This window comes from Allopontixanthobacter confluentis (assembly GCF_009827615.1).
GTDB lineage: Bacteria > Pseudomonadota > Alphaproteobacteria > Sphingomonadales > Sphingomonadaceae > Allopontixanthobacter > Allopontixanthobacter confluentis.
The window spans coordinates 784,696-806,377 of sequence record NZ_WTYU01000001.1 but is presented as its reverse complement, the minus strand read 5'-3'; the positions used below and the strand labels follow the sequence as shown (position 1 = coordinate 806,377).

The 21,682-nt window shown below is 58.9% G+C and carries 19 protein-coding genes; 7 read left to right on the top strand and 12 right to left on the bottom strand.

The features are described from left to right. Window positions 1–9: 9 nt before the first annotated feature. The 5 genes from GRI44_RS03805 to pgi all read right to left on the bottom strand — a co-directional run bounded on the left by GRI44_RS03805 (window position 10) and on the right by pgi (window position 4,853). On the bottom strand, window positions 10–747 hold the full coding sequence (locus GRI44_RS03805; protein ID WP_160600102.1) for an SDR family oxidoreductase: 738 nt from the start codon (window positions 745–747) through the stop codon (window positions 10–12). Beyond that, window positions 747–1,241 (bottom strand): Rossmann-fold NAD(P)-binding domain-containing protein, encoded by a 495-nt coding sequence (locus GRI44_RS14105; RefSeq protein WP_332872346.1) that lies wholly within the window; start codon window positions 1,239–1,241, stop codon window positions 747–749. The genes GRI44_RS03805 and GRI44_RS14105 overlap by 1 nt, the downstream gene beginning before the upstream one ends. Before the next feature lie 9 nt (window positions 1,242–1,250). Further along, complete coding sequence (locus GRI44_RS14100) at window positions 1,251–1,784, bottom strand: NAD-dependent epimerase/dehydratase family protein (protein WP_332872345.1); 534 nt, start codon at window positions 1,782–1,784, stop codon at window positions 1,251–1,253. A 72-nt stretch (window positions 1,785–1,856) separates the two neighbouring features. Next, window positions 1,857–3,203, bottom strand: coding sequence for a glutathione-disulfide reductase (gene gor, locus GRI44_RS03795; RefSeq protein ID WP_160600101.1), 1,347 nt, complete (start codon window positions 3,201–3,203; stop codon window positions 1,857–1,859). A gap of 120 nt (window positions 3,204–3,323) precedes the next feature. Then, entirely contained in the window at window positions 3,324–4,853 is a 1,530-nt protein-coding gene (gene pgi, locus GRI44_RS03790) for a glucose-6-phosphate isomerase (protein WP_160600100.1), read from the bottom strand. Window positions 4,854–5,025: 172 nt separating this feature from the next. Between pgi and lepB the strand changes: the two genes are divergently transcribed. From lepB to era, 3 genes are read left to right on the top strand one after another with little or no spacing between them, the layout of a single operon-like run. After that, on the top strand, window positions 5,026–5,871 hold the full coding sequence (gene lepB, locus GRI44_RS03785) for a signal peptidase I (RefSeq protein WP_160600099.1): 846 nt from the start codon (window positions 5,026–5,028) through the stop codon (window positions 5,869–5,871). Then, window positions 5,868–6,539 (top strand): ribonuclease III, encoded by a 672-nt coding sequence (gene rnc, locus GRI44_RS03780; protein ID WP_160600098.1) that lies wholly within the window; start codon window positions 5,868–5,870, stop codon window positions 6,537–6,539. Before lepB ends, rnc begins: the two co-directional genes overlap by 4 nt. Next, window positions 6,536–7,465, top strand: a complete 930-nt coding sequence (era, locus tag GRI44_RS03775) for a GTPase Era (RefSeq protein ID WP_232842960.1) — start codon at window positions 6,536–6,538, stop codon at window positions 7,463–7,465. Before rnc ends, era begins: the two co-directional genes overlap by 4 nt. 30 nt (window positions 7,466–7,495) lie before the next feature. Here era and GRI44_RS03770 read toward each other — a convergent pair whose 3' ends face one another. The 4 genes from GRI44_RS03770 to plsY form a co-directional block, all read right to left on the bottom strand. Beyond that, on the bottom strand, window positions 7,496–7,678 hold the full coding sequence (locus tag GRI44_RS03770) for a hypothetical protein (RefSeq protein WP_160600097.1): 183 nt from the start codon (window positions 7,676–7,678) through the stop codon (window positions 7,496–7,498). After that, window positions 7,678–10,281 (bottom strand): type I DNA topoisomerase, encoded by a 2,604-nt coding sequence (gene topA, locus GRI44_RS03765; protein WP_160600096.1) that lies wholly within the window; start codon window positions 10,279–10,281, stop codon window positions 7,678–7,680. Before topA ends, GRI44_RS03770 begins: the two co-directional genes overlap by 1 nt. A gap of 195 nt (window positions 10,282–10,476) precedes the next feature. Then, on the bottom strand, window positions 10,477–11,631 hold the full coding sequence (gene dprA, locus GRI44_RS03760) for a DNA-processing protein DprA (protein ID WP_332872344.1): 1,155 nt from the start codon (window positions 11,629–11,631) through the stop codon (window positions 10,477–10,479). After that, window positions 11,628–12,227, bottom strand: a complete 600-nt coding sequence (gene plsY / locus GRI44_RS03755) for a glycerol-3-phosphate 1-O-acyltransferase PlsY (protein WP_160600095.1) — start codon at window positions 12,225–12,227, stop codon at window positions 11,628–11,630. Before plsY ends, dprA begins: the two co-directional genes overlap by 4 nt. 98 nt (window positions 12,228–12,325) lie before the next feature. Between plsY and murI the strand changes: the two genes are divergently transcribed. From murI to GRI44_RS03740, 3 genes are all read left to right on the top strand, one after another. Next, complete coding sequence (murI, locus tag GRI44_RS03750; RefSeq protein ID WP_332872343.1) at window positions 12,326–13,132, top strand: glutamate racemase; 807 nt, start codon at window positions 12,326–12,328, stop codon at window positions 13,130–13,132. Between the two features lie 102 nt (window positions 13,133–13,234). Continuing rightward, a complete protein-coding gene (gene hemA, locus GRI44_RS03745; protein ID WP_160600094.1) occupies window positions 13,235–14,449 on the top strand; it encodes a 5-aminolevulinate synthase in 1,215 nt (404 codons plus the stop codon). Window positions 14,450–14,536: 87 nt separating this feature from the next. Further along, window positions 14,537–16,744, top strand: a complete 2,208-nt coding sequence (locus tag GRI44_RS03740; RefSeq protein WP_160600093.1) for a putative bifunctional diguanylate cyclase/phosphodiesterase — start codon at window positions 14,537–14,539, stop codon at window positions 16,742–16,744. Between the two features lie 24 nt (window positions 16,745–16,768). Here GRI44_RS03740 and GRI44_RS03735 read toward each other — a convergent pair whose 3' ends face one another. From GRI44_RS03735 to GRI44_RS03725, 3 genes are all read right to left on the bottom strand, one after another. Then, on the bottom strand, window positions 16,769–17,974 hold the full coding sequence (locus tag GRI44_RS03735) for a type III PLP-dependent enzyme (protein WP_160600092.1): 1,206 nt from the start codon (window positions 17,972–17,974) through the stop codon (window positions 16,769–16,771). 192 nt (window positions 17,975–18,166) lie between these two features. Further along, window positions 18,167–19,345 carry a carboxynorspermidine decarboxylase gene (locus GRI44_RS03730; RefSeq protein ID WP_160600091.1) on the bottom strand — a complete coding sequence of 393 codons (1,179 nt, stop codon included), beginning with the start codon at window positions 19,343–19,345 and terminating at the stop codon, window positions 18,167–18,169. Between the two features lie 41 nt (window positions 19,346–19,386). After that, window positions 19,387–20,598 carry a saccharopine dehydrogenase family protein gene (locus GRI44_RS03725; RefSeq protein ID WP_160600090.1) on the bottom strand — a complete coding sequence of 404 codons (1,212 nt, stop codon included), beginning with the start codon at window positions 20,596–20,598 and terminating at the stop codon, window positions 19,387–19,389. A 74-nt stretch (window positions 20,599–20,672) separates the two neighbouring features. On the opposite strand from GRI44_RS03725, the gene GRI44_RS03720 reads away from it, so the two are divergent. Continuing rightward, window positions 20,673–21,635, top strand: a complete 963-nt coding sequence (locus GRI44_RS03720; RefSeq protein WP_160600089.1) for a threonine ammonia-lyase — start codon at window positions 20,673–20,675, stop codon at window positions 21,633–21,635. Window positions 21,636–21,682 lie beyond the last annotated feature (47 nt).

Here is a 21,682-nt window from a genome sequence, read left to right as displayed (position 1 = left end):
CGCAGCCGGTCAGAAGCGCAGCATGAGCCTGGCGGCGAGTTTCGGTGAGATGGAATGGACCAGCCGCAGCATTTTTACCATCCCGACATTGGCTTCTTCCCGGTCATTTTCAATCGCATGGACAATTTCGCGGGCGCAGTCCTGCGGTGCCATTTTTCGGTTGGCCATGGTGCGGTTTTCCAGACCTGCGGTCATCTGTGTTTCCACCACAGGCGGCAGAACTTCGATGACGCGGATGTTTGTCCCGGCCAATTGTGCCCGCAACGCCTGGGTATAGCTGCGCAGGCCAGCCTTGGTCGCGCAATAGACTGCCGCGCCCGCATTGGGCGCAATGGCCAGACCGGAGGTCACATTGACAATCGCTGCTTCAGGCCGGTCTTTCAAGCGCGGCATCAACCCGGCAATCAGGCGAATGGGTGTATTCAGATTGGCATGAATGCAGTCATCAGCCAGCGCCATATCAGGTGCAGCTTTCCGAAAATCATGGTCCACGCCCTGTCCGGCATTGTTGATCACTATATCCACCGGCCGTGCGCCCAGCGCCTGAAGGATCGCATCCGCCCCAGCAGGGCTGGAAAGATCAGCCGCGATGGCTTCGAAACCATCGGCCCGCGATTTTTCCAGTCGTTCGGGCGAGCGGCCTGTCACAATCACGGTGGCGCCCTTCGTCATCAACTGGCGGGCCAGCGCCTGACCAATGCCCGCGGTACCGCCAGTAAGCAGCACGGTCTTGCCCGATATATCCATCAGATTTTCACCACGCCCTTGTCGATCAGGCTGTTGGCACAATCGAGAATGCTTTCTTCTTCGGGCCGTGTTTTCCAGCCCAGCCGGTTCAGCGCATGGCTGGCATCGACGTGGCGGGATTTGCCCAGTTCCGCCTTGATGGAGCGTACTGCAGGGTTGAACAGGGCGAGAATTGATACCATCCAACCGGGCATCACCTTTGTGGGCACCTTGCGCGCCTTGTCTCCCAGGCCGCGGCGCAGCACTTCGCCCACCTCGATCATTTTCATGAACCTGCCAGCTGCCAGGAACCGCTCCCCGCCGAGGCCAGGTTCCTCAAGACACCTGACATGCAGATCCGCCACATCGCGCAGGTCCACCACGGCGAAACCCAGGTCGGGCGCCATGGGCATGGACCCGTCGATCAATTGTTTCACTGCTTCTACCGACGCGGAAAAATCCGCGCTTTCGACAGGGCCAAGAACCATGGCCGGATTGACCGAGACAAATTCCATGCTCTCGCCCTAGCTGTTCCGGCCTTCCGTAGCTACCCATTCGCGGGCGGCACGTTCGGAAATGGTTTTTGATTTTACGTAAGGGTAAACATCGGGATGGGTTATATCCGTCCAGTCGCTTTCACTGACGGTATAGTCCTTCTCGCTGCGGCCATAGGCCACTGCGGCCATGGAACTGGTCTGGACAAAACGCTTCACCCCGGCTGCCTTGGCAAACCGCAGGGCCCGCAAAGTGCCCTCGCGCGCAGGAACGATCATGTCGTTCTCATCCCTGGGCGTGGACGCGGCAATGGGCGAGGCGACATGGGCGACATGGGTGCAGCCTTCATTGGCCTCTGCCCAGCCAGCGTCAGACATCAGTTCTGCCTGAAAAACCTTCAGCCGCCCGCCCGTGTCGCCAAACCTTGCCTGCAGGCCCGCTTCACTGCGCGCCTTGTCCCGGACCGTGGTGTGCACCGTCCACCCCCGGCCCAGCAATTGGCGGATCAGTTCCCCGCCAATGTAACCCGTCCCGCCTGTGACCAGAACCGTGCCCGCCATCATATCTCTCCCGTGTCTGGCCAGGAGGGTATGCCTGCCAGTTTCAATTGGCAATCGGATGCACGGTTTCCTGCCCTAGCGCAGCAGGACCAGTTCTTCCGCCATGGTCGGGTGAATGGCGACAGTGGCATCGAAATCCGCCTTGGTCAGACCGGCTTTCACGGCAACGGCTGCCGCCTGCATGATTTCCGGCGCGTCCGGGCCGATCATGTGGATGCCGACGATCCGCTCGTTGTCACCTTCGCACACCATTTTATACAGTGCGCGTTCGTTGCGCCCTGCGACCACATTTTTCATCGCACGAAAATCGGACTGGTAAACCTTGACCGACCCCAGCCTGTTCTTCGCTTCACTTTCGGTCATGCCAACAGACGCAATGGGCGGGTGGCTGAAAACCGCGCTGGGAATGCAGTCATAATCGACATGAGAGGGCTTGTTGCCAAAGGTGGTGTCGGCAAATGCCTGCCCTTCACGAATGGCCACCGGGGTCAGTTGCACCCGGTCTGTCACATCGCCCACGGCGTAGATGTGATCGACATTGGTCTTGCTGAACCGGTCCACCTTGATCTCGCCCCGCTTGCCCACGTCGATGCCGACTGTGCCCAGCCCCAGGCCCTCCACATTGGGCACGCGCCCGGTGGCGAACATGACGCAATCGACTTCCAGGTCTTCGTGATTAATCATCGACACTTTCAACGTGCCATCGGCGTTCTTCTCTATCCCGCGGAATTCGGCGTTGAAACGGAAGTCTATGCCCTTCACCAATGATATTTGCAGCAGCCTGTCGCTCAGGCTCTGATCGTAGCTGCGCAGCAATCGCTCGCTGCGGTTGATGATGGTGACCTTGGTACCGAATTCATTGAAAATACCAGCAAATTCATTGGCGATATAGCCGCCCCCTGCAATCAGGATGCGTTTTGGCAACGCGTCCAGATGGAACGCCTCGTTAGAGGTGATGCCCAGTTCATGGCCGGGGCAATCGGGTGTGTGGGGCCGTGCGCCCGTTGCGATCAGAATATATTTCGCGGTGATGACCTTGCCGCTTGCCAGCGTGACTTCATGGTCACCGGTAATCCGGGCCCGCTCGTGAAAAATATCGACATCATGATTTTCAAGGGTTTCGGTATACAGGCCGTTCAGCCGGTCCACTTCGCCCAGCACATTGTCGCGCAGTTTGATCCAGTCGAATGTGCACGCGCCCACTTCCCAGCCAAATTGCTTCGCATCTTCCAGATCTTCGGCAAAATGGGCACCATAGACGAGCATTTTCTTGGGCACGCAGCCGCGGATTACGCAGGTTCCGCCCACCCGGTGTTCCTCAGCAATTGCCACCTTTGCGCCATGTGCGGCTGACACGCGCGATGCACGCACCCCGCCAGAACCTGCGCCGATTGTGAAAAGATCATAGTCATATGAAGGCATGCAAAACTCCTGTGTCCGCACGGATATGGCGGGGGCCGCTACGGATTGTAAGGCCAGAACGGCCCTGATTGAAACTGCCCGATGCAGCCTGCCGGATGGATCAACTGTTCTGAATTGATGTCAGCCAGACAGGCCTGCCGCTGCCAGCAATGCCTCGGTGCTGGCGTCAAAATCGCTTCCGCCGGCTTCTATTTTTTTGGCGATGGCCTTGCCCAGTTCCACACCGAACTGGTCAAACGGGTTAATGCCCATCAACACGGCGTTGGCAAAGGTGCGATGTTCATGAAATGCAATCAACGCGCCCAGCGTTGCGGCATCAAGATCATCGCATAGAATGGTCGCGCTCGGCCGGTCGCCGGGGAATGCGCGCGCCGGATCGTCATTGTGCTCGCCGGCCATCAGCGCCGCCCCTTGCGCGAAACAATTGGTCAGCAATATCCGGTGGTGCGCCGGGTCCAGATCATCCCCAGGCGCGATGCTGGCAATAAAATCCACCGGAATCAGATGGGTGCCCTGATGCAGCAGCTGGAACACCGCATGCTGGGCATCGGTGCCCACCCCGCCCCATGTGACAGGCGCCGTAGGGCCGCTGACCGGTTCACCATTCGCAGTGACAGATTTGCCGTTACTTTCCATTTCCAGCTGCTGAAGATAGTCGGGAAACAGGCCCAGACGTTCATCATAGGCGAATACCGCGCGGGTCTGGCAGCCGCGCATCTGGGTATAATACTGGTCGGCAAAAGCCGCGCGCAGCGGCAGGTTTGCCGCCCCGTCTGTTTCCCTGAAATGCGCGTCTACCGCCGCTGCCCCGGCCAGCATCTGGTCAAATTCATCCCACCCGACCGATATTGCCACCGGAAAGCCGATTGACGACCATAGCGAATAGCGCCCGCCAACAGTTTCCGGAAATGGCAGCACGCGGGTTTCATCAACCCCCCATGCCACTGCCGCATCAGGGTTGGCGGTCAACGCCACAACCCGTCCGGCAGGGTCGTCCACACCATTTTCAGCCAGCCATTTCAGCGCGCTTTCCGCGTTGGTCATGGTTTCAATCGTGGTGAAAGTCTTGGACGCAATGGCAATCATGGTGGTTGCCGGATCGCAGGCGTCGAATGCCGCTTCCAGCGCCACCCCGTCGATGTTGGACACCACATGCACATCCACCAGCGACAGGTCGCGTGACAGCGCATCTACCGCCAATGCCGGCCCAAGGGCAGACCCGCCAATACCAATATGGATAAGGTGATTGACCTCGCCCAGCACGCCTTGGTGAATAGCCTCGACCAGCATTTTCATCCGCAGATGCAGCGCGCTGGCTTCTTCTACCGAACTGTCCTTGCCCAGACCGCGCTGGGCGGTGTGTTCTGCCGCGCGGTCTTCGGTGTTGTTAATCCGTTCCCCGGCGAACATGGCCGCGCGCTTGGCGGCAAAGCCAGCAGCATCTGCCAATGCTTCAAAATCTGCCAGCAAATCTGCATTCAGATGGGTTTTTGACCAGTCGCACTGCATCCCGGCAGCAAGATCGCCCTCGCCCCATTCCAGGCGGTGGGACAGCAATTCCAGCCTGTCGCCATCAGCGAACAACTGGGCCAATGTTCTGGTCTGGTGGCCTTTCAGCTTGCGCCAGGCGCCTGCAACCGCATCATTCACGTGAAAATCCTTTCTACACATGCCCCACGCGAGTAGGGACTGCGGCCATGATTTGGAACCCTAAGACCAGCTGCAGCTGCCTATTATCTGCGCCAGCCCGCAATGGCTGGCCGTTATTCGCCAGAATGCCTGCCGCTTTCCCCTCATTCACCCACCAGTCCGGGCAGTGATTATGAACGATGTTAACAACCCGGCCAGCGATTCTCACGCCAGCCCGCCGCGTTCTGTGCATACTGGCAAACCGGCCGAAGCCGAAAAATCGGAAGGCAGCTTTGTCGCCTATCTGATCAAACTTGTGCTGGTGGTGGTGATTTTCCGCAGTTTCATATTCTCGCCCTTCAACATCCCCAGTGAAAGCATGATGCCCCGCCTGATCAATGGCGACCATTTGCTGGCGGCCAAATGGGCTTATGGCATCGGGGAAAACAACCTGCCCATTTTGCCCGGCCGCTATTTCGCATCCGCGCCGGAACGCGGGGATATCGTGATTTTCAAACATCCGGTCGATGGCACGGATTATATCAAACGCGCCATCGGCTTGCCGGGTGATACCATCGAGATGCGGGCTGGCCAGCTGGTGCTGAACGGCACGCCCGTGCCCAAGGTGGCGGTTGACGATTTCATCGTGCCCGTCAGCCCCAATACAGATTGTCACCCGCTGGCCGAAATCCGGACCCTGGATGATGGCAAACTGGTGTGCGCCTATGCCCAGTTCCGCGAAACCCTGCCCTCAGGCATAAGCTACAATGTGCTTGATTTCGGGCCTTTCCCGAAAGACGATTTCGGCCCTGTCATCGTGCCTGAAAACAGCTTTTTCGCCATGGGCGACAATCGCGATAATTCGCAGGACAGCCGCTTCCCGCCAGAAGCAGGCGGCGGCGTGGGAATTGTGCCGCAGGACCGCCTGGTCGGCCGCGCAACCATCATGATGTGGTCAACCGATGGCAGCGCGCAATGGCTGCTGCCGTGGACCTGGTTTACCGCCGCGCGGTGGAACCGCATCGGGGACCTTTTATGAGCGGTTTGACGCCAGATGCGCGCAAATGGCTTCTCGCGACCGGCTTTGCGGTCAAGGATGAACAATTGTGGCTCGAAGCGCTGACGCATGGCAGCACCGGCAATGAACGCGATTATCAACGTCTGGAATTTCTGGGCGACCGCGTGTTGGGGCTGACCATTGCCGATTGGCTGTATCACCGCAATAATGGTGCCGAAGGGGCCTTGGCGCAGCGCCTGAATGCCTTGGTCAGCCGGTCAACCTGCGCCGCGCTGGCGCGGGAAATCGGCGCGGCAAAACACATCAACCTTGGCAAACAGGCCCGCGATGATGGCGCGGCCGATAGCGAGAACATCCTGGGGGATGTCATGGAATCGCTATTGGGTGCCAATTTCGTCGAAGCAGGGTATGATCATTCGCGCGACCTCATCCGCGCCATCTGGCGCGGCAAGGTTGAAGGGGGCGCAGGTTCGTCCAAGCACCCCAAAAGCGCGCTGCAGGAATGGGCTGCGGGCAACCGCCGAAAAGGCCCGGAATATGAAATTATCGAACGGTCCGGCCCCGACCACGCGGCGCAATTCACCGTTCGGGTGCAAGTCCGCAATGTGGGCGAAGCCGAGGCGACTGCCGGCAGCAAGCAGGAAGCAGAAACAGAAGCCGCAAGGCTGTTTATGGAGCGCTATGGATGAGCGATCAAATGACTGAAGAAAAAGCTCCCGCAACCGGCCCCAAATGCGGTGTCGTGGCCGTAATCGGCGCGCCTAATGCGGGCAAGAGCACTTTGGTGAACCAGCTGGTCGGGCAGAAAGTGGCCATTACCAGCGCCAAGGCGCAAACCACGCGGGCGCGCATGCTGGGCGTGGCGCTGGCCGATAATGTGCAGATAATCCTGGTCGATACGCCGGGTATTTTCGCGCCCAAGCGGCGGCTGGACCGCGCGATGGTCAGCGCGGCATGGGAAGGCGCGAGCGAAGCGGACGCAATCGTGCTGCTGGTCGATCCGCTTAAGCAGCGCCGCCACGAACTGGAACCCCTGCTGGAAGCGCTGGCGCACCGGCCCGAACGCAAATTGCTGGTCCTGAACAAGGTCGACAAGGCGGTGAAGGAGCCGTTGCTGGCACTGGCTGAAGAACTCAGCGGTAAGGTCAAATTTGACGAGGTGTTCTTCATCTCTGCCTACACCGGCGACGGCGTGCCGGAACTGAAGGCGTTTCTTGCCAATTTGATGCCCGAGGGCGACTGGCATTATCCCGAAGACCAGGTGTCGGACGCGAGCGAGCGCCTGCTTGCAGCCGAAATCACGCGGGAACAGCTCTATAAGCAGCTGCACGAGGAGCTGCCTTATGACAGCGCGGTGCGCCCGGAAAGCTACACCCAGCGCAAGGATGGTTCGGTGGAAGTGCGCCAGCAAATCGTGATCGGCCGCGAAAGCCAGAAGCCGATCGTGCTGGGCAAAGGCGGATCGATGATCAAATCCATTGGCGAAGCCGCGCGCAAGGAACTGTCAGAAGTGCTCGGCCAGAAAGTGCATTTGTTCCTCCACGTCAAAGTGGATGAAAACTGGTCGGAAGATAAGGAAATTTTCGAGGAAATCGGCCTCGACTGGACCAAGTGAATTACCGGGCCGCGCTGGCGGCCCGGTAATTCACCGCTTCTTGACGATGGCGACCTTGTTTTTCTTCGCGAAATCCTTGGTCGATTCCTCGCTGCGGCTCAGCGCCTTGGCAATCGCCTTGAGGCCGTGACCCTTGCCCGCAAGCAGGCGCAGCTTTCCGGCTTCGTCGGCGTTCCACGGTTGTTTGTGCCGCTCGAACCGTTCTGCCGCCATTATTCCGCTGCCTTCTTGGCCGCAGCGGTTTTTGCAGGTGCCTTTTTGGCAGGCGCTTTTTTGGCTGCTGCCTTTTTGGCTGGTGCCTTTTTGGCCGCTGCCTTCTTCGGAGCCGCTTTCTTCTTGGCAGGTGCCTTGCGCTTTTTCTTGACCGGGCCTTTCGCCACCCGCGCATCAATGAGAGCGATAGCCTGTTCTTCGGTCAGATCTTCCGGCTTCACATCCTTGGGGATGGTGGCATTGGTCGTTCCGTCAGTGACGTAGGGGCCATAGCGGCCCGGCATGACCTGCATTTCCGCTTCACTGGTGGGATGTTTACCCAGCACCTTGATCGGCTCCGCCTTGGCTCTCGTGCCGCCCTTGCGGTCGGCGGCTTCGGCCAGCAGAGTGACTGCCGCATTCATGCCGGTGTCGAACACGTCGCGCGTGCTGGTCAGCTTGGCATATTTGCCATCATGGCGCAGGTATGGGCCGTAGCGCCCAATATTGGCCTCGATTTCCTTGCCGCTTTCGGGATGTACGCCGACAATCCGCGGAAGGCCCAGTAGCTTCAGCGCCCATTCGAGATCGAAATCGTCCAGATCCTTGGGAATGGACGCGCGCTTGGCTTCCTTGCCCTCGCCCAGCTGGATGTAAGGTCCGAAACGGCCGGTTTTGCGCTCCACCTCAAGGCCCGTTTCCGGATCCTTGCCCATGGATTCGTCGCCGCCATCCGCATCACCCTCGCCGCCAGGTTGGGCGAAGCGGCGCGTGAACTTGCACTCGGGATAGTTGGAACAGGCAACAAATGCGCCGAATTTGCCGCCGCGCAATGCCAGGCGGCCTTCACCGCATTTGGGGCATAGCCGCGGGTCGCTGCCATCAGCCTTGTCGGGGAACAGATAGTCGGACAGAAACTCGTCCAGCTTTTCGGACACTTCCGATGGCTTGAATTCCATCACCTCATCGGATTTGGGTTTGAAATCCTTCCAGAACGCCGCAAGCACGTGTTTCCATTGGGCCTTGCCATCGGAAACCACGTCAAGTTCGTCTTCCATCTCGGCTGTAAAGTCGAACCCTACATAACGGGTGAAGAACCGTTCCAGAAAGGCTGTGAGGAGACGCCCGCTTTCTTCTGCAAAGAAACGGTTTTTCTCCATCCGGACATAATCACGGTCACGCAGGGTCTGGATGGTAGAGGCATAGGTGGAAGGCCGCCCGATGCCCAGTTCTTCCATCCGCTTGACCAGGCTGGCTTCGGAAAAGCGCGCGGGCGGCTGGGTGAAATGCTGCGCGGCATCAACAGATTTCTTGAGCGGGGAATCGCCCTTGTTCATCACTGGCAGCAGGCCGGATTCGTCATCATCGCTTTTCTGGTCCAGCCCTTCTTCATAGACTGCCATAAACCCGGGGAATTTGACGACTTGCCCCGTCGCCCGCAATTCATGGCGGCCCGTGGGGTCGCGCATCGTGACCGTGGTGCGTTCCAGGCTGGCAGACGCCATCTGGCTGGCCATGGCGCGCTTGAAAATCAGCGAATAGAGCTTGGCTTCATCACCCGAACCGGCATGGTCGGCAGTGAAACTGGTCGGCCGGATGGCCTCATGCGCTTCCTGCGCGTTTTTTGCCTTGCTCGAATAAAAACGTGGTTTTTCGGGTAGATAATGGCCGTTGTAACGATCAGCTATCGCCTTGCGGGCAGCGGAAATGGCACTGCCATCCATCTGCACGCCGTCAGTCCGCATATAGGTAATCGCGCCTGCTTCATACAGGTTCTGCGCCAGACGCATGGTGTGGCTGGCAGAATAGCCGAGCTTGCGCGCAGCTTCCTGCTGCAAGGTCGACGTTGTAAATGGCGGTGCCGGATGGCGCTTCTGCGGCTTGGTTTCGATATCCTCGATGGTGAAACGGCCTGCTTCCACAGCGGCCTTGGCGGCCATGGCGCTGCCTTCATCGCCCAGCGTCAACTTGTCGAGTTTCTGTCCATCAAACTTGACCAGACGGGCATCGAACTCGGTCCCGTCCTGTTCCATCCTGGCGACGACAGACCAATATTCCTGCGCCACGAATGCTTCGATTTCGCGTTCGCGGTCAACAATCAGCCGCAGCGCGACAGATTGCACGCGCCCTGCGCTCTTGGCGCCGGGCAGCTTGCGCCACAAGATCGGGCTGAGGGTAAAACCGAACAGATAATCCAGCGCGCGCCGCGCCAGATAGGCATCAATCAGATCGGTATCCAGACCACGCGGCTTGCCCATGGCTTCAGTCACGGCAGCCTTGGTGATGGCGTTGAAAGTTACGCGGTCCACCTTGGCTGGCAGTGCCTTGCGCTTGGCCAGCAATTCCTGAACGTGCCACGAAATGGCTTCGCCTTCGCGGTCAGGGTCGGTCGCGAGGATGAGCCGGTCAGCCTTTTTGGCGTAATCGGCGATTTCCTTCACCCGGCTCATCTTGTCGCGATAGGTTTCCCAATCCATCGCAAAATCCTCGTCCGGACGAACGCTGCCATCCTTGGGCGGCAGATCGCGGACATGGCCGTATGACGCCAGAACCTTGAAGTCCTTGCCCAGATATTTCTCGATGGTCTTCGCCTTGGCAGGCGATTCGACGATTACTAGCTGCATGAAACTGGGGTGAAATCCTTACACGTGTACATACGCGCGAGGGTGGAGCGTTGGATTGCACGGCGTCAAGTAGGCTGATGCCGCCACGAAATCCCCCTCCCTCGTTAGCGAAGGGTGCTCAATTGGTTGACCTGCACAGCTTTTGCAAGGCTGGCGGCGCGTTTCCCAATTTTCGCAATATTGACCGCAGCCATTTCAAGCCGCTCGGCTGACGCGGGAACCTGCATGCCGGACTAGCAGGCCCGATATCTCCAATTCCAGCAATGCCAGTTGGACAGAAGCCGCGCTCTGGCCGGACTGGCGGATCAATTCATCCACCGCGACCGGCGCAGTGGTCAGCAGATTATCAATCCGCGCAGGTTCATCCTCAGGCAGGCCATCTTCAGCTTGGCTATCTTCGGCGATATAGGCCCATGGCTCGGGTTCCCTGAAGGTGGAGCGCGCCACCCCGTCAAACCCGGACAGCAGTTCCACCACATCATCTGCCGACTGGACCAGAATGGCGCCATCACGAATAAGCTGGTTGCAACCTTGCGAGCGGCTGTCGAGCGGCGAGCCGGGTATGGCCATGACTTCCCGGCCGGCCTCCCCCGCCAGACGCGCGGTGATGAGAGAGCCGGATTTGGGCGCGGCTTCCACCACCAGCGTTCCGGCGGCCAGTCCTGCAATAATGCGGTTGCGGCTGGGAAAATGGCTGCCGCGCGGCTGGGTGCCCGGTGGCTGTTCGGCCAGCAGCAATCCCTGGCTTGCCACTTGTTCCTGCAATTGGGCGTGCTGCGGCGGATAGGCAATTTCTATGCCGCTGGCGATTACGCCGATGGTGGTTGGGAGTGCGCCCTGATGGGCCGCGCCATCAATGCCGCGGGCAAGGCCGGACACGACCACCAGCCCCGCCTGTGTCAGCGACGCGGAAAATTCGCGGGCCAGCTTGACCGCTGCGGCGGAGGAATTGCGCGCCCCCACAATGGCCACACAGGGGCGCGACGCCAGCGCAAGATTGCCGCGATAGGTCAGGATGGGCGGCGCGCTTTCAATCTGGGTCAGCAGTTCAGGATAATCCGGCGTCCCGTGAAACAGGTATTTTGCGCCGGCCTTGCGCGTGGCGGCCACTTCATCCTCAATCTGGCTGACAGGGGCAGGCCGATATTGCCGCCCTCCGCGCTTGCCCATGTCCGGCAGCGCATCCAGCGCATCGCGGGCATTGCCATAGCGGCGCAGTAGCTGGCGGTAGCTGACCGGCCCGATATTGGGCGAACGCAGCAGGCGGATGCGGGCAAAAGCTTCCTGTTGGGAAAGGCTGGGCTGCTGCGAAATACTGGCACCCTCAGGCGCCGCGAAATCCTGGCTCACGTGGCGCTGCCGCCCACTTTCGGTTCTGTCCCCGCGCGAAGCCGGCTGATATTGGCGCGGTGCAGCCACATTATCAGCGCTGCAATTACGGCCAGATAAGGCGCAAACTGCCCATAACCTGTCAGCAATGCCGCAACCGGCGCAGACACTGCCGCTGCCATGCCAGCCAGCGAACTGATCCGCAGCAGCGCCAGCAAACCGATCCACACTGCAGCATAGACCAGCCCGATTGGCCATGCGATGCCAAAACATACCCCCGCCAGCGTTGCCACGCCCTTGCCGCCCCTGAATTTCAACCAGACAGGGAAGCAATGCCCGATCACCGCCGCCAATGCGGCAAAGCCAACCGAAGTTTCCCCCAGATAGCGCCAGGCAAGAAATACGGGTAGAAACCCCTTGAACAGATCCAACAGGAGCGTTGCTGCTGCCAGCCCCTTGTTGCCAGTGCGCAGAACATTGGTCGCGCCGATATTGCCGGAACCGATTTTCCGCACATCGCCCATTCCGGCCATGGAAGTCAGCAACAGGCCAAACGGGATCGACCCCAGCACATAGCCCAGCAGCATAGCCCACAGATTTTCGATGCCGAATTCCATTTCTGCTCCCCTAATTGGCCATAGCATAACGGGATTGCTTGCATTCGGTCACCGGAAAAATAAGGAGATACCGAGAATTGCGGAGTGACCTTGCCAAAGTGACCAGCCCTATCGACCCTGCTTCACCCATATTGTTGTTTGATTCCGGGGTCGGCGGGCTGTCTGTGCTGGCGCAATTGCGCCAGATATTGCCTGATGCGCCGGTCATTTTCGTGGCCGATCAGGCCGGCCTGCCCTATGGCACCAAGACCGAAGCGCAGATTGCAGCGCGGGTTGCCGGCCTGCTGGGCCGGATGAGCGAACGCTATCGCCCGCGTCTGGTCTGCATTGCTTGCAATACAGCCTCCACAATCGCCCTTGCGGCGGTGCGTGAAGTGCTGGAAGTGCCAATTGTCGGCACGGTGCCGGCAATCAAGCCTGCTGCGGCGATGACCCGCACAGGCGTCATCGGCCTGCTGGGCACGGCGGCCACAGTGCGCCAGGCCTATGTCGATAATCTGGAGCGCGAATTTGCCAGCGACAAGGTGCTGCTTCGCCACGCTGCACCAGGGCTGGTGGAAGCGGCAGAAGGCAAATTGCGCGGGCAGCAGGTGGACCGCAGCGTGATTGAGACCGCGGTCGCCGGGCTTCGCGATCAGCCGCGCGGTGATGAGATTGACACAGTGGTGCTTGCCTGCACCCATTTCCCGCTTTTGCGTGATGAACTGGCGGCATCGTTCGGCAGCAATGTCAGCTTCATCGACGGGGCGGCGGGTATTGCGCGGCGCATTGCCGACCTGACCGAAAACCAGCTTTTCAACCGCATTGCGTCTGACCGCGCTATCACCACCGGCACTCTAGCAGACTTCGCCAAGTTGACCAGTACGCTGGCCCGGCATGGCCTTCATTCCATCGAGCGTTTCTAATCGCGAACCATTCGCAAAGATCGCGGTGGCAATATCGGTCAAATCGGACTAAATCCCGCGTAGAATGCCGGTTTGGCCGGCGTAACGCCGCAGGTTAACCGCGTGAATTACGATCAGATCTTCGACCAGGCTATTGATCGCTTGCACTCCGAAGGCCGCTACCGCGTCTTCATCGATATCATGCGCGACAAGGGTGCTTACCCTAATGCGCGGTGCTTTCACGGGCATAATGGGCCCAAGCCGATCACGGTGTGGTGCTCAAACGATTACCTCGCCATGGGCCAGCATCCCAAGGTCATTTCCGCGATGGAAGACGCGCTGCATGATGTCGGCGCAGGTTCCGGCGGCACCCGCAACATTGGCGGCAACACCCATTTCCATGTCCAGCTTGAAGAAGAACTGGCTGATCTGCATGGCAAACAGGGCGCACTGCTGTTTACCAGCGGCTATGTTTCCAATGACGCAACGCTGTCCACGCTGGCCAAGCTGCTGCCGGGCTGCATCATCTTTTCCGATGAACTCAACCATGCCAGCATGATTGCCGGCATCCGCAATTCAGGCTGTGAGAAGCGGGTTTTCCGCCATAATGACATGGCGCATCTGGAAGAACTTCTGGCCGCAGAAGATGATTCGGTGCCCAAGCTGATCGCGTTTGAAAGCGTATATTCCATGGACGGCGATGTGGCGCCCATCCATGCGCTTTGCGATCTGGCCGAAAAATACAATGCCCTCACCTATATCGACGAAGTGCATGCCGTGGGCATGTACGGCAAACGTGGCGGAGGCATATCCGAACGTGACGAGGCTGCCGACCGGATCGATATTATCGAAGGCACGCTGGGCAAGGCTTTTGGTGTCATGGGCGGCTATATTGCCGCTGATACCAAGATTATCGACGTGATCCGTTCCTATGCGCCCGGGTTCATCTTCACGACCTCACTTTCCCCTGTGCTGGTGGCAGGTGTGCTGGCATCGGTGCGCCACCTCAAAAATTCGTCGGTCGAGCGTGATGCCCAGCAAGCCAACGCCGCTGCATTGAAAGCGCATTTTCGCAATGCCGGTCTGCCGGTGATGGACAGCACCACCCATATCGTGCCGCTGATGGTGGGTGATCCGGTGCGGGCGAAAAAAATCAGCGATATTTTGCTGGCGGAATATGGCGTCTATGTGCAGCCGATCAATTTTCCGACAGTGCCGCGCGGGACAGAACGCCTGCGATTCACGCCCGGCCCTGCCCACACAGATGCGATGATGGCCGAACTGACCCGCGCCCTGGTCGAAATCTGGGACCGTCTGGAACTGCGCCTCGCTGCCTGAAATACCTTATACCTATATTAACCAAACATCGACTATCGTGATGTGCATCGGATAAACACGCAGCGACAAGGCGATTGGTTGGGATAGATGGCTGTTAAAGGGTTCCTGCAAGGTTTTGCCAAAAAGCCCCCTGTTTCGGCGGTCATATCCACTGCTGCCGACCCGCAATTGCGCCTGGAAGTGCTGGACGAATTCGAAAAGGCCGGCATCGGCTGGATCTGGGCGACGGACGCTGAAGGCCGGCTGATTTATATCTCGGATGATGCCGTTACAAAGCTGGATATTCCGCTTGAGGAATTACTGGGTCAACCGCTGATTTCCCTGTTCGAAACAGATTCTGACAACCCTGATGAACGGTCTGACCGCCCGCTCAACTTTCAGCTGAAAGCGCACAACAAGGTGCGGGACCTGACCGTCCGCTTTGCCAGAAACCGCCCGCGCAATGATGTAAGGCAGGTGTGGTTTTCCATTTCCGGCCACCCGAAATTTGATGATCGCGGCCAGTTTCATGGATATCGCGGCAGCGCGCAGGACATCAGCGTCGAATATGAGCGCAAGCTGGTCGATTCCCGTCTGGCCGAATTCGATTCGCTGACCGGACTTTACAACCGCCATTTCATGAACCGCCGCCTGGATGGCATCATTGGCGCCTTTAAACAGGCCAAGCGCAGCTGCGCTCTCATGATGCTGGATCTGGACAAGTTCAAGCGTGTGAACGACACAATGGGCCACCCTGCTGGCGATGCCCTGCTGGTGCAGGTGGCTGAACGCCTGCGCAACATTGTCGGCAATCGCGGCGAAATCGGCCGGCTGGGCGGCGATGAATTCCAGATTATCCTGCCGGATATTGATGACCGCGGCAAATTGGGCGAACTGGCTGACAAGATCATCCAGATCCTTTCGCAGCCCTATCCGATTGAAGAAAAGCGCGCCATCATCGGCACCTCTGTCGGCATTGCCATTGCCCCTTATGACGGGGTGGAGCGTGATGAGCTGGTCCGCAGTTCTGACCTCGCGCTGTATGCCGCGAAAAACGGCGGGCGCGGGCAGTTTCGATTTTATTCGGACGATCTGAAGGACGAGGAACAGGAACGCGAGCTGCTGCTCGAAGATTTGCGCATTGCGCTGGAAGCTGGCGATCTTGAATTGCGTTATCAGCCAGTCGTCAAGACCAGCGACAATTCCGTGGTGTGTCTTGAAGCGCTGATGCGGTGGGAACATCCAGAACGCGGCCCAGTAAGCCCGGATGTGTTCATCCCGGTTGCCGAGGAATCCGATCTGATCAACCAGATTGGCGAATGGGCGCTGCAACGCGCCTGCGTTGACGCGATGGCCTGGCCTTCGTCCGTTCGCGTGGCAGTGAATGTGTCAGCAGTGCAATTTACCAATCCGGAATTCTGCAATGTCGTTTCCGCTGCGCTGGCACATTCCGGGTTGCTGCCTGACCGGCTGGAGCTGGAACTCACCGAAAGCGTCTTTGTCGGCGACAGCGAGACGACCGAAGCTGTCTTCACCGACCTCAAGAAAATCGGCGTGCGGCTGGCACTGGATGATTTCGGGACGGGGTATTCCTCGCTCAGCTATCTGCGATCCGCCCCGTTCGACAAAATCAAGGTTGATCGCAGCTTTGTGGATTCTTGCACCCAGAAAGACAAGAACAGCGCCAAGATCATTGCGGCCATCATCGGCCTGTCCAATGCGCTGGGCATGGAAACCACTGTCGAAGGTGTCGAAGCGTTCGACCAGCTCGAAGTCGTCCATTCAAAAGGCGCACGCCTTATTCAGGGCTTCCTCTATTCCCGCGCCCTGCCCCAGGCAGATGTGCTGGAACTGATGGCGAATGGCGGCATGAAGATCGAACCTGACGGGCCGGAAATGTACCGCCCGGAACGCCGCTCCGTCTTCCGCCGCATCGGGGTCATCCATGATGATCACCGCTATGATGTCGTGATGCGCAACTTGTCCAAGACCGGCGCGTTGATCGAAGGGATTATGGGCGTGCCGGTCGATACTCAGCTGGTGCTGGACCTTGGCGCCGGGCAATTGGTGGTCGGCACCGTCAGCCGGGTCAATAATCTCGAAATCGCGGTGGAGTTTGAAACGTCGCTGGTGAGTGATGGCGCGGGCGGCCTGTGCACCCGCCACCGCGTATCACCCTATGCGCTGGCAATTGCCGGAATGCCGCTGACGTCGCTCTCGCCCGGCAATTATCCCCACGAACGCATGAGCGATGGCGCAAAAAGCGCACCAAAGTTCATGCAGGTTGTCGTAAACGGGTCGGGCGGCGCGGTCTGATCAGGCTGCGCGCCGCCGCCAATATCAACGCAGGCTTACAACATTGTCGCTTTCGCGAGGATCAACCCGATCCCCGCGATAAAGGCTGGCCATCGGCTCATCTGTCACGATCACGGCTTCCGCATCGCCAAATCCGTTGAACCCGGTTTTCATGGCCGCGCCATAGGCGCCCAGCATCCCGATTTCGATGTAATCGCCTGCCTGAATGTCCGCCGGCAGCATGAAAGGGCCTTTCATGAAGTCAGCATCGTCACATGTCGGCCCGTAAAAGGAAAATTCCTCCAGCGGTTCGATCAGATCATCTTCCTGCGCCACCACCGGGAAACGCCATTCCACATGGGCGGCATCGAACAGGGCGCCATAGGCACCGTCATTGATGTACAGCTCATCCCCGCGCCGCTTTTCCACGCGCACGATGAGCGAACTATATTCCGCGCACAGCGCACGGCCCGGTTCGCACCACAATTCGGATGAATAGGAAATCGGCAGCGATTCCGACGCGCGGAAAATCACATCGAAGTAATCTTCCAGCGGCGGTGGTTCCATGCCGGGATAGACGCTGGGGAAACCGCCGCCCACATCGATAACGTCAACCGTAACCGCTGCCTGCACGATGGCCGCGCGAACACGTTCCAGCGCCTGCACATAGGCGAACGGCGTCATCGCCTGGCTGCCGACGTGGAAGCACACACCCAGCGCATCGCAATGCTGGCGCGTGGCCTGCAACAGGCCTGCCGCATCTGCCAGATCGACGCCGAATTTGGACGCCAGCGACAATTCCGCATATTCGGACGAAACACGAAGCCGCACACACAGCCACAGATCCGTGGCCGGGTTGCCCGCATCATCGCGGCATGCCTCGACGATTTTTTCCAGTTCCTCAATCGTGTCGAGGCTGAAAGTGCGAACGCCGTGCTGGTGATACGCTTCGCTGATGGCGCGCGCAGTTTTGACAGGGTGCATGAAGCACAGCGTTGCATCAGGCAGCGCGCCGCGCGCCATGCGCACTTCGCCGATGGATGCCACGTCGTAATGGGTGATGCCATTGTCCCACAGGATCTTCAGCAGATCCGGCGATGGATTGGCTTTCACCGCATAGAGCGATTTACCCGGAAACTTCTCGGCGAAGAAACGGGCGGCTCGCGCAGCAGCGTGCGGGCGATTGAGAATGACTGGCTCGTCCGGCGTGAGAGCGCGAACTACTGCAGCAGCGTCAGGATAATGGTGCAATTCAAGGGACCCCCAGAAGTAACAGTTTCTTGGCAAAGGCTGCCTTGCGGTTAGGAAGTCCCCTTGGGGCAGCGAGAGGGCGATATAGCCACCGGATTGTGAACTGCAAGTGAAATTCGATTCAAAAACCGATGATTTTTCCCCACATCAAGCGGGCAAATGCCGGTCATTTTCACAAGTGTTCGACGCGTGTCAGGAAAGCCGGTTCTTAAAATCCTCATATCCGAAGGCCTTGACCTGCTCCAGTGCATCACTTTCGCTGTCCCACAGCCAGATGGACGGCAGTTGCACACCGTTGAACGTGTTGGTTTTGACCATCGAATAATGCGCCTGATCAAGGAAGGCGACACGCTGCCCAGGCTCACACGGAACGGGCAAGCGGTAATCACCAATGACATCGCCCGCCAGGCATGACGGGCCGCCAAGGCGCACCGGCTCGCCGTCCCCGTCCTCATCCTCATGCAGCATCGCGGGGCGATATGGCGCTTCGATCACATCCGGCATGTGGCACGTTGCCGAAATATCGGTAATTGCCAGCGGCATCCCGTTCCAGTGGCTGTCCAGAATGGTGCCGACCAGAATACCTGCATCCAGTGCCACGGCCTCGCCCGGCTCCAGATAGATTTCCGCGCCGGTTTCCTCCTGAATTTCGATCAGGAATTCGATCAGTGCCTCGCGCTGGTAATCATCACGGGTAATGTGATGCCCGCCGCCCAGATTGATCCATTTGAAATGCCCGAAATATGGCTCGATATGTTCTTTCAGTGCATCCCACGTGCGCTTCAACGGGGCAAAATCCTGTTCGCACAGAGAATGAAAATGCAAGCCGTCCAATGGCTCGACATGCTCGTCTTCCAACTGGTCAATCGGGAAGCCAAGGCGCGAATAGGCGGCACACGGGTCGTAACGCGGCACCTCGCCCTCGGCATGCATGGGGTTGATCCGCAAGCCGACGTCAAACCCGCCGCCAAGGCTGCGCGCCTGATCGAGAATTTGCGAAGCGCGCGCCATCTGACCCGGGGAATTGAAAATCACATGGTCGGACAAACGGCAGATTTCGCCCAGTTCATCGGGCTTGTAGGCCGCTGAATAGGTCGTGATCTCACCATCGTAAAACTCGCCCGCAAGGCGCGCTTCCCACAAGCCGGAAGTGCACACACCATCGAGATAATTCCCGATGATGGGCGCCACCGACCACATGGAAAACGCTTTCAGTGCCGACAGCATCTTGATGCCGGACCGGTCCCTGACGTCTGCCAATATCCGCAGATTATCCCGCAGCTTTGCCGCATCCACCACAAAGGATGGGCTGTCGACGCGGCCGAGGTCAAATTGCGCGAATGCGCCCGGATCGCCGGCACGTGTTTCCATCAGTTGTTACCTTGTCTTTCAATCAGCCAGCGCGGGCGTGGTCAGAAACTGACCGGCCCGTCCATCTCTACCACATTCCATGGCAGACCGTGGGCATTCAGCATGTCCATGAACGGGTCGGGATCCATCTGTTCCATGTTGAAAACGCCCTCGCCAGACCATTTGCCAGTCAGCATCATGGCGCTGCCGATCATCGCGGGCACGCCTGTAGTATAGCTGACCGCCTGATTGCCCGTTTCCTCAAACGCGTCTTCATGGTCGCAGATATTGTTGATGTAGAACGTCTTTTCGCCGCTGCCATCCAGCGCCTCGCCCGTGGCAATCACGCCGATGTTGGTCTTGCCCTTGGTCGTGGAACCCAGCGTTTCAGGCTTGGGCAAGACCGCCGCCAGGAATTGCAGCGGGATAATATCCCTGCCCTGATAGCGCACAGGTTCAATGCCGGTCATGCCCACCGCCTGCAGCACTGTCAGATGCTTGATATATTCATCGCCGAAGGTCATCCAGAACCGCGCCCGTTCCAGTTCGGGCAGGAATTTGGCGAGGCTTTCCAGTTCCTCGTGATACATCAGATACATGTTCTTTTCGCCCACCTGGTCGAAATCGAACGTCTGTTTCACAGCCATGGCCGGTGTTTCCACCCATGCACCGTTCTCCCAATGGCGCGCTGGCGCGGTCACTTCGCGGATGTTGATTTCCGGGTTGAAATTGGTGGCAAATGCCTGCCCGTGATCGCCGCCATTGCAGTCCAGAATATCCAGCTGGCGGATGGTCTTGAGCTTGTGCTTCTTCAGCCACATGGTGAAAACGCTGGTGACGCCGGGGTCGAAACCGGAGCCCAGCAGCGCCATCAGGCCCGCCTCTTTGAACCGGTCATGATAGGCCCATTGCCAGTGATATTCGAATTTCGCCTCGTCCTTGGGTTCGTAATTGGCGGTATCGAGATAGCTGACACCCGCTTCCAGACAGGCATCCATGATCGGTAAATCCTGATAAGGCAGCGCCAGGTTGACCACCAGGCTTGGCTTAATCTTGCGGATCAGGTTCACCATCGCCGGCACTTCTTCAGCGTCAATTTCATAGGTGGCCACATCCTGGCCCGTGCGGGATTTGACGCTGGCAGCGATGGAATCGCATTTGCTCCTGGTTCGGCTGGCCAGATGGATGTCCGAAAAAATGTCGGCATTCATTGCCATTTTATGCACCGCGACAGAGCTCACTCCGCCAGCACCGATAACCAGGATAGTCGACATATTTGCTCCGCTTGATCTGTTGGCCGCGCATTTGCGGCATTGGCTGTGTTGGTGCAACGCTCTAGTAGCTAAGAATGTTTCGAGAAAGCCCCCGCGAACCCACACAAGCCGGAGTTATCCGCGCTGCGGCCAAGATTCGCGAGATTTTGCCGCCCACCCCGCTATTGCCGGTGGAAATTCGCGGTGTCCGGTGCTGGGTGAAGGCAGAAAATCTGCAACCCATCGGCGCTTTCAAAATTCGCGGTGCATGGCACCGGTTAAGCGATCTAAGCGCCGATGAACGGCGCAATGGTGTCGTCGCGGTATCCAGCGGCAACCATGCGCAAGGGGTGGCATGGGCCGCGCGCAGGCTGGCGATGGCTGCCACGATCGTGATGCCGCGCGATGCGCCGCAGGTAAAACTGGATGCAACCCGCGCCATGGGGGCTGAAATCGTCCTGTATGAACGCCCCGGCGAGGACCGCGATGCCATTGCCAATGCGCTGTGCGATGCGCGCGGCGCAGTGTTTGCCCACGCCTACGCCGATCCCTGGGTGATTGAGGGGCAAGGGACTGCGGGCATTGAAATATGCAGCCAGTTGGGCCGCCAGCCAGCGGCCATTGTCGCCTGCTGCGGCGGCGGCGGACTGGCGGCAGGGCTTGCCCTTGCCTGCCCTGATACGCGGATTTATCCGGTGGAGCCGGAAGGGTGGGATGATGTCGCCCGCAGCCTGGCCGCAGGCGAGATACTGCCCGTGGGGCCTGACGCCCCCAAAACCGCCTGCGACGCGTTGCAGACCCCGGTGACTGCACCTGTCAACTTCGCGGTCCTGTACGGACGGATCGAGGCAGGTTGCAGCGTTTCGGAAGCCGAGGTGCGCGCGGCCCAGCGTTATGCATTCAGCACGCTCAAACTGGTATTGGAACCCGGCGGCGCTGCGGCGTTGGCTGCCTGTATCGCGGGTAAAATACCGCTGGATGAAGATACTGTCATCATGCTGACCGGCGGCAATACCGATGCTGCCTCCTTCGCCCGTGTAATTGGTTCGGCAGATTAGGTTGCATTTGACAATTTACGTACCTCAGCCCAACAATCAGGGAATAT

Excerpts from the sequence above, each read along its gene's own strand:
- GRI44_RS03805 (WP_160600102.1), bottom strand. The coding sequence starts at position 747 with ATGGATATATCGGGCAAGACCGTGCTGCTTACTGGCGGTACCGCGGGC.
- GRI44_RS14105 (WP_332872346.1), bottom strand. The coding sequence starts at position 1,241 with ATGGAATTTGTCTCGGTCAATCCGGCCATGGTTCTTGGCCCTGTCGAA.
- GRI44_RS14100 (WP_332872345.1), bottom strand. The coding sequence starts at position 1,784 with ATGATGGCGGGCACGGTTCTGGTCACAGGCGGGACGGGTTACATTGGC.
- gor (WP_160600101.1), bottom strand. The coding sequence starts at position 3,203 with ATGCCTTCATATGACTATGATCTTTTCACAATCGGCGCAGGTTCTGGC.
- lepB (WP_160600099.1), top strand. The coding sequence starts at position 5,026 with ATGAACGATGTTAACAACCCGGCCAGCGATTCTCACGCCAGCCCGCCG.
- rnc (WP_160600098.1), top strand. The coding sequence starts at position 5,868 with ATGAGCGGTTTGACGCCAGATGCGCGCAAATGGCTTCTCGCGACCGGC.
- era (WP_232842960.1), top strand. The coding sequence starts at position 6,536 with ATGAGCGATCAAATGACTGAAGAAAAAGCTCCCGCAACCGGCCCCAAA.
- GRI44_RS03770 (WP_160600097.1), bottom strand. The coding sequence starts at position 7,678 with ATGGCGGCAGAACGGTTCGAGCGGCACAAACAACCGTGGAACGCCGAC.
- topA (WP_160600096.1), bottom strand. The coding sequence starts at position 10,281 with ATGCAGCTAGTAATCGTCGAATCGCCTGCCAAGGCGAAGACCATCGAG.
- plsY (WP_160600095.1), bottom strand. The coding sequence starts at position 12,227 with ATGGAATTCGGCATCGAAAATCTGTGGGCTATGCTGCTGGGCTATGTG.
- GRI44_RS03740 (WP_160600093.1), top strand. The coding sequence starts at position 14,537 with ATGGCTGTTAAAGGGTTCCTGCAAGGTTTTGCCAAAAAGCCCCCTGTT.
- GRI44_RS03730 (WP_160600091.1), bottom strand. The coding sequence starts at position 19,345 with ATGGAAACACGTGCCGGCGATCCGGGCGCATTCGCGCAATTTGACCTC.
- GRI44_RS03725 (WP_160600090.1), bottom strand. The coding sequence starts at position 20,598 with ATGTCGACTATCCTGGTTATCGGTGCTGGCGGAGTGAGCTCTGTCGCG.
- GRI44_RS03720 (WP_160600089.1), top strand. The coding sequence starts at position 20,673 with ATGTTTCGAGAAAGCCCCCGCGAACCCACACAAGCCGGAGTTATCCGC.